The 7,164-nt window shown below is 74.9% G+C and carries 5 protein-coding genes and 1 pseudogene; 3 read left to right on the top strand and 3 right to left on the bottom strand.

Features of this window, described 5'->3' with window-relative positions:
• Positions 1-41: 41 nt before the first annotated feature.
• A pseudogene (locus AMK13_RS40610) lies at positions 42-260 on the bottom strand (IS982 family transposase); the annotation flags it as partial.
• A gap of 137 nt (positions 261-397) precedes the next feature.
• Here AMK13_RS40610 and AMK13_RS40605 point away from each other — a divergent pair.
• The gene (locus AMK13_RS40605; protein WP_079272970.1) at positions 398-1,597 is read left to right on the top strand and encodes a hypothetical protein; all 1,200 of its coding nucleotides are present in this window, start codon (positions 398-400) and stop codon (positions 1,595-1,597) included.
• A gap of 171 nt (positions 1,598-1,768) precedes the next feature.
• Here AMK13_RS40605 and AMK13_RS40600 read toward each other — a convergent pair whose 3' ends face one another.
• Positions 1,769-2,350, bottom strand: a complete 582-nt coding sequence (locus AMK13_RS40600; RefSeq protein ID WP_074006500.1) for a hypothetical protein — start codon at positions 2,348-2,350, stop codon at positions 1,769-1,771.
• Positions 2,351-2,877: 527 nt separating this feature from the next.
• Here AMK13_RS40600 and AMK13_RS40595 point away from each other — a divergent pair.
• Both AMK13_RS40595 and AMK13_RS40590 read left to right on the top strand, forming a co-directional pair.
• Complete coding sequence (locus AMK13_RS40595) at positions 2,878-3,600, top strand: DUF4232 domain-containing protein (RefSeq protein ID WP_074006499.1); 723 nt, start codon at positions 2,878-2,880, stop codon at positions 3,598-3,600.
• A 128-nt stretch (positions 3,601-3,728) separates the two neighbouring features.
• Positions 3,729-4,331: a transglutaminase domain-containing protein gene (locus AMK13_RS40590; RefSeq protein ID WP_074006505.1), complete on the top strand. Its 603-nt coding sequence runs from the start codon at positions 3,729-3,731 to the stop codon at positions 4,329-4,331.
• Here AMK13_RS40590 and AMK13_RS40585 read toward each other — a convergent pair.
• Complete coding sequence (locus tag AMK13_RS40585; RefSeq protein ID WP_074006498.1) at positions 4,274-7,042, bottom strand: helix-turn-helix transcriptional regulator; 2,769 nt, start codon at positions 7,040-7,042, stop codon at positions 4,274-4,276. The two genes, AMK13_RS40590 and AMK13_RS40585, sit on opposite strands and share 58 nt — an antisense overlap.
• Between the last annotated feature and the right edge of the window lie 122 nt (positions 7,043-7,164).

The raw sequence follows: 7,164 nt of genomic DNA, 5'->3' as shown, positions 1-7,164 counted from the left end.
ACAACATCACACAGGCCCTAGACGAGTAGTTCCGAAGTCGGTCAGTGGTCGTAGACGATCAATGAGCGGGTGACGGGTCGGCCAGTGGTGCGGTTGTGCCAGATCGCGCAGGTCATCGCCAGCAGCCGCTGGCCAGCTCGGGCGCCGACTCCTTCGATGGTGCACCCGCCGTGCTGTTCGAGCCCGAGTTGGCCCTTGAGGGTGTCGTTGACGGACTCGACGAGCTGGCGGACGGACTTCAGCAGTCCCTCGCCGGGTCGAACGCCGCGCATCCATCGCATGGCGGTGCGCATCGGCTCGGCTGAGAGGGGGTCTCACCGGCGAAAAACCCGGGTGATCATCTTACCGACGGGCCGTAGGGTGGCCCGGTTCGGAGGGTTCGAGTACCGGAGGTCGGATGCGGGTCACGGAGTTCCTCGGCTGGAAGCGGGATCTCCCGCTGCGCTACCTGCTCGTCGAGGACGATTCCAGCCTGGAGGACACCGAACGCGTCGCGCTCCTCGCGCGCTGCGTCGACGTCGAGGGGCTGTACGTGGCGCCGGTGCCGCCGCCCCGGGAGGTCGTCACGCTGCGCGGCTGCCCCAGTGACAGTCGGCTCGCCGCACTCGCCACCCGACCCGCTGCGGAGGGCCGGCTGCTCGGGGACCTGGTCGTGGACGTCCTCGACGCGGACGACAGGACATCGCCGACGGACGTCGAGCTCGTCGACGTCTCCGTCATCACCCACAGCCCCACGCCCAGTGACCCGGACCGGATCGACCTGGTCCTCGGCGCCGGTGTCGCGAACACCATGGACAGGGCCCTGGCCGTGCCAGAGGCCCCGACCTCGTACCGCTTCGAAATCAGGTCGGCGCGCCGGCGGAGCGACGAACCGCTCGGCACTTGCCTCGAAGCGCGGGGGCTGTACCCGCAGCGCCCCCCGCGGACAAACCCGATCCACCTGATCGGTTGTGAGCCGACCGACGCGCTGCTGGAACGGCTGAAGGACCCGCACCCCCGGCCTTGGGAGTGCGTGTGGCTGGTGGCGTTGGACCGCAACGGTCGGGTCATGTACTACTACGGCGTCGACGTCGACATCGCCGACGTGCGGCCCTCCGTCGTGGGCAGCTCCCTGCTGGACCTCACGCTCGCGGACCGTCGCGACGACCGCCCGCCCCTGGAGGCCCGCGCGATTCACGAGACCTGGTACGACGGCGAACCGAGCCGGCCCAACCTCTGGGCGCCGCTCACCACCCGGGGCCGCTACGCGTGGCTGCGGCTGACGACCAGTGGCCCGTACGGCCCCGGGATCGGCCGCTCCGGTGGCGAGTACCACCTCGACGGCCGCTTCGCCACCGACGTGCCAGGCCTTCACCTGGCCATCGGCGAGGCCGTCCTCGGCCCCGGCCGGGAACTGGGCGGAGACCTCTTCTGGCTCCGGGACCGACTCGGCGGCGGGCCGGCGGTCGTTCCACCGTTCACTCTGATCTGGCGCGATTCCGACATCGCCCGTCGTGCCTTCGCCGACCAGGCCGTCGGGTGCGGCGCGAGCAGCTCCTACTTCGACCGAGTCCTGGAGATCCTCGACGAGCGCGGCGTGACGGTCGTCCTGGACTGAAGCGCCCGACTCCGGAACTACTCGTCTAGGCCTCCCGGGACACCCCGCGCCGACCGGTCTGCCGTTTCCCGGGAAACGGCAGACCGGTCGGCGCGTGCGGCATCCGGAGGACCTCGGCGTGCCGTGATGTCCTCTGTGGGCGGAACCGCGCGGGTCCGTGGTGGCGCGGGGTCAGCTGAAGGCGGTGGCGGCGGTGAGGGTCGAGTGGGCGATTGGCTGGCCAATGCCTGCCAGGACGTCGATGCAGTTGTCGATGATCGGCTGGTCGCTGTCGATGTTCAGGACCGCGGTCAGGGTCTCCCCGGCGAGGCGCGAGGAGGAGCCGGTGACGGTTCCGGTGAGGGTGCCGGCTCCGTCGACCTCGACGACGGCGATGTCGGTGATGGTGCTGCTGGCCTGCGTCCCGTTCTGCAGGTTCCAGGTGAAGGTCGCCGTGGAGCCCGGGACCAGCGCCGGCACCGTGAGCGGGTTGCAGCTGAGCGTGCCGAACGTGAGCGTCGCCGTGACGGTGCCGCCCACCACGGCCGTCGGGCCGCTCTGGGAGTCGGTGCACCCGGTCGCCGTCCCCCCGATCGTCACGGTGGTGGCCTCCGGGCCGGCCGACAACGCCGGGTCGAAGGTGACGGCGGCGTTCACGGTGCAGTTCAGGATCTCCGAGGCGGTTGCCGGGGCGGCGTCGGCGGCCGGTGCCACGCCGGTGGCCAGCGCGGCGAGGACGGCGGACACGGTCAGGGCGCTTCGACGTACGGACATGCGGGTTTCCCTCTGCTCTCGACGGATGGGAATGGTGGGAGGGGACGGGCTCGGCACGTCCCCGGGCAGCAGACGACCCCGGGTACGCCGGGCGGAACGCGTCGGCCCGGCGAAGGTACCGGTGGGCAGTCGGGGGCCGTTCACGCAGCCAATCCGTGGGCCCGACCCGTGGGGCCATCGTCACAACGGGAATCCCCCGACGCACCTCCTGCGAGGCGAATGGGAACCCCGGTCGTGCCGGCCGGAGCCCTGCCCTCTCGCGGATCCGCCTCACCCGGGCCCGCCACCACGACATGGCCGGGAGGCACGCGCCTCCTCCCGTAGACGTCGGGCAGGCCGCGCTGGCGGGACCGGGTGTACCGGCAGGCCAGGGGTGCCGTCAACTGCCTTGTGGCTGACCGAGTGTCACAGTCCAGTCCCTGTCATGTCCTGGCGATTGTGACGCTGCGCATGGCACCGAATGCCGTCGTCCGGCCGTCCTGTGGTGTGTTCGATCAAGCAGTCCACATCGCCATCGGGGAGCCACCATGTCCGTCCGTCGCCGTCGCCCGCTGTTCGTCTCCGCCGTCCTCGTCGTCGGGGCGGGGCTCGCGTTGACCGCCTGCGGGCCTGAGAACACCGACGCGCCCGCCGGCTCGGCGAGCTCCGCGCCCACCAAGGCGGCCGCCGGTGCTCCCTCGGCGGGCGCACCGGCTCCGGGCGCACCGGCTCCCGCCGGCTCGGCGGCGCCCACCGCCGCGCACACGCCGGCCGGTGCGAGCCCGTCGAGCGGTGGCGGGGCCGGTGGCGGGAGTGCCGCCGCCCAGCCGTGCGACATCCAGAACCTCTCGATCAACGCGTCGGCGCGCGCCGGGGCGGCCAACCAGTGGGTGATCGAGGTGCGCAACACCGGCGCGAAGGCCTGCAGCCTGAGCTCCTCCCCGGGCGTCGACCTGGGCGACTCGGCCGCCCGGGACCAGAGCAAGAACCTCAAGCCGGTGCTCGCCAGCGGCACGGAGCGGTTCCCGGTCCCGGCGGGCCGGAGCGCCTACGCGGTGATCGACCTCGACCCGAGCGGCGCCACCACCGGCACCGCCCCCGGCATCAACGAGATCAACGTGCTGGTCGACGGCGAGGGCACCAACATGCCCCTCGCGAACACCCGCAACTTCCCGCTCCCCGCCGGGGCCCACGTCCTGAACCCCAAGATGGGCAACTACCGGGGCAGCGTGGCGGACGCGGTCGCCTCCATGACCGCCGCCCCCAAGTAGACCCGGCCGTACGTCCGAAGCCGCTTCCGGCCGCCCCGCTTCCGGCCGCCCCGCTCCCGGGCCCCAGGCCCTGTCCACGGGCTGGAATTCCGCCCGTGCGGCCCGTGGGGCGGGGCACGATGGGCGGCATGATCCTGCAACCGGAGACCGACGACCTCGCCGCCTACCTCGTGGCGGACGGGGTCATCGACCACCAGGACCGGCAACTGCGGCGGTTGGCCGCCGAGTTGGCCACCCCCGAGGCGGCCTTCCAGTACGTCCGCGACGAGGTCCGGCACTCCGCCGACGCGGGCGACTACAGCGGGGCGTTCCGCGCCTCGGAGGTGCTGGCCGCGGGCAACGCGATCTGCCACGGCAAGGCCCACCTGCTGGCGGCGCTGCTGCGAGCGCAGGGCGTGCCGACGGGCCTGTGCTACCAGCGACTGACGGACGGCGAGGGCGACTTCGTGCTGCACGCCCTCAACGCCGTGCACCTGAACGGCCGTTGGGCTCGCCTGGACGCCCGGGGCAACCGCGAGGGCGTCGACGCGCGGTACGACCTGGAGCGGGAGCGGCTGGCCTGGCCGGTGCGGCCGGAGCTGGGGGAGTGCGACTACCCCGGGATCTTCGCGACGCCGCCGGCCGCGCTGGTCCGGGTCCTCGCCGAGGCGGTGCCGGGCCGGGCCGGCTACGGCTACCTCCCGGGCGAGCTGCCGGTCGACGGCGGGTCGACCGGGCGGCTCAGGGCCTGATCGGCCGAGGCGCGCCAGAGCCTCGCGGGGAGGTCCCGGCGGGACGGCGCGGACAGCTTGCGCAGAACCCTGGCCACATGGTTCTCGACGGTCCTGGTGGACAGGTGCAGTGCGATCGCGATCTGACGATTCGTCAGGCCTCCGGCCGCGAGTTCGGCGACCTCCCGTTCGCGCGGGGAGAGCCCGGGATGGGCGGGCCGGCCTCGGCGCGGGGGTGCGAGGGCGCGCAGGCGGGAGCGGACGCGGGCGGCGTCGTGGGTGGCGCCGAGCCCGGTCAGCATGAGGAGGGCGTCGGTCAGCCGGTCGACGGTGTCGCGGTCGGCGCCCTCGCCTTCGCCCGCGGCGCAGCGGGCCGCGGCCTCCGCTGCCAGGGCGGCCATGTACGGGCGGGGCAGCGCGGCGTAGGCGTCCGCGGCGGCGCGGTAGCCGTCGGCGGCGCGCGCGAGGTCCCCGTCGTGCTCGGCCAGGGTGGCGCGGCACCACCGTCGGGCGGCCGCGGCGAGCGGCAGGTGCGGCGCGCCGGTGGCCGTGCGGAGGTCCCGGGCCATCGTCCGGGCCGTGGCGGGGTCGCCGGCGCTCAGCGCCGCCGTGACGGCCCAGGGCGCCAGTTCCGCCGCCCAGGCCCAGATGCCCTTGCTCCGCAACCGTCCCCAGGCCTGCGTCGCGTGCGCTCTGGCGTCGTCGTGGTCGCCGCGGGCCAGGGCCAGCCGGACGAGTACGGTCGAGGAGAGCGCCGCCACCGGTGCCAACTGCTGGTCCGGGTGCGGCGCCAGGCCGCCGGCCAGCCAGGCCCGGCACTGGGACCACTCGCCGCGGGCGAGGCACAGCGCGGCGAGGACGGTTCGTGCCTCGTGGCCGAGCACCGGGGTTCGCGCGGTGTCCGCGACCAGGTCGGCGGCCCGGTCGGCGAGGCCCGTCCAGCGGCCGGTGGCCCAGTCGAGGAGCAGCCGGATGCTGCGGATGCCGTGGGCGACGTGGGGGCCGGCGTGGTGGCGTCCGGCCAGGGCCGCGCCGCGTTCGAGGAAAGCCCGGCTGTCGTGGTAGCGGCCGAGCCACAGGGTGGCGTCGGCGGCGTTGCACAGGGCGCGGGCCCGGTGACCGGCCGACGCGGCGTCACCGTTGCCCTCGTCCTCCCCCAACGGCCGGGCCGGGAGCGCCTGTTCGGCCCCGGGGTCGCCGAGGGTCAGGAGCAGCCCGACGAGGTTGGCGTTGACGGCGGCCCGCAGAACGGGGTCGGTGGTGCCCGCCAGCGCGGCGCCGGCTCGTTCCGCGCACTGCCGGTGCTCGGCGAGCGGGATGCCGGGCCAGTGCGGCATGGACATCGCGGCCAGGACGCGGGCGGCGAGGCCGGGTTCGTCGGGGAGGGTCCTGGCGGCGCGCTCCAGGTGCAGCCAGCCGTCGTGGTCCGGTGTCGTCGGGGTGCACAGCGACAGCCCCTGCAGCACCCGGGCCTGGGCGCGCAGCGGGCCGGGCAGGAGCGGGGCGCCGGTGAGGGTGTCGAGCAGGGCGCCGGCGTCCTGGAGGGTGAACCCGGCGATGCGGCGCAGAGCCGCCGTGGCGAGCCTCGCGCGGGCGGGGCCGGGGATCCGGCGGTCGGCGAGCAGGTCCTGGAGGAGCCGGGCGGCCTCGCGGTGCCGTCCGGCGGCGGCGTGGGTCTCGGCGGCGCGCTCGGCGGCCCGGACCAGGCCGCGGCGGACCCCTGCCGCCAGGAGGTGCCCGGCGACCTGCGGCCAGGGGACGTCGGCGCGCCGTCTCAGCACCTGCGCCGCCCGGTGGTGCAGGTCGGCGCGTTCGGGGGCGGGGAGGCTCGCGGTCACGGCCCGGGCGGCGAGCGGCACGCGGAAGCCGTACCGCCGGGGGCCGAGGTCGGTCAGCACGGCCGCGGTGAGGGCGGCGAGGAGCATGCCGCGCGCCGTCTCCGCCGTCAGGTCGGTCAGGGCTGCCAGTTCGGCTTCGGAGGCCGGTTCGCCCAGCACCGCCGCGGCGTGCGCCAACCGCCGGGCGTCCGACGGGAGGTGGGCGAGTCGGCGCAGTACGGTCTCGGCCAGGCGTGGTGGGGCCTCCAGCGCCTCGACGGCGTCCACGGTCGGGCCGTCCGGGGCAGTGCCCGCCAGGACGGTGCCGGCCAGGACGGGCAGGACGTCCACGAGCACCTGGGCGACGCCGCCGGTGACCGCGTACAGCCGCTCGATCACATCGTCCGGGCACCGGGTGCCCAGGGTCCGTTCGGCCAACTCCCGTGCCGCCGCGGCCGGGAGCGGACCGGTCCGGATCCGGAGGACGGCGGTGCCGGGCGGGCAGGTGAGCGGCTCGCCCAGCAGGGGCCGGTCGGCCGGAAGGTTCTCGGGCCGCCAGGTGAGCACCAGGGCGCAGCCGTTCGGGAGCATGCGGGCCAGGTGCCGGATCCGGCACCTGGTGCGTTCGTCGGCCCGGTGGACGTCCTCCACGACCAGCAGGGTCGGGACGGCGGTCCGGGTCGGGTCGCCGAAGGCGCGGGTGAGGGCGTCGAGGGCGTGCTGTGCGTCGTCGTCGTCGGACGGGCCGGGGCAGGTCAGGGTCAGGCAGCCGGAGCCGGCCGGGTGTCGGCGGCGGAGCCCTGCCACGAGGTGCGACTTGCCGGTGCCGGCCGGGCCCTCCACCAGCAGGACCGTCCCGGGGCGGGCCGGGTCGGCGAGGGAACCGTGGAGCACGGCCTTCCAGGGGTCGCTCACGCTCGCCTCCGCTCGTCCTGACGGTGCGTACGTCCTGGCGGTGCGTACGGGGCTGCGCCCGCCCGCCGGGCCCGATCGTGAGGATGCCCGCGGTTCGGGGTTCGGACGCCCGGGTGGGCAAC

This window comes from Streptomyces sp. CB02056 (assembly GCF_001905545.1).
Lineage (GTDB): Bacteria > Actinomycetota > Actinomycetes > Streptomycetales > Streptomycetaceae > Kitasatospora.
The sequence above is the reverse complement of the archived record's forward strand: the minus strand, read 5'-3'. Positions and strand labels throughout refer to the sequence as shown.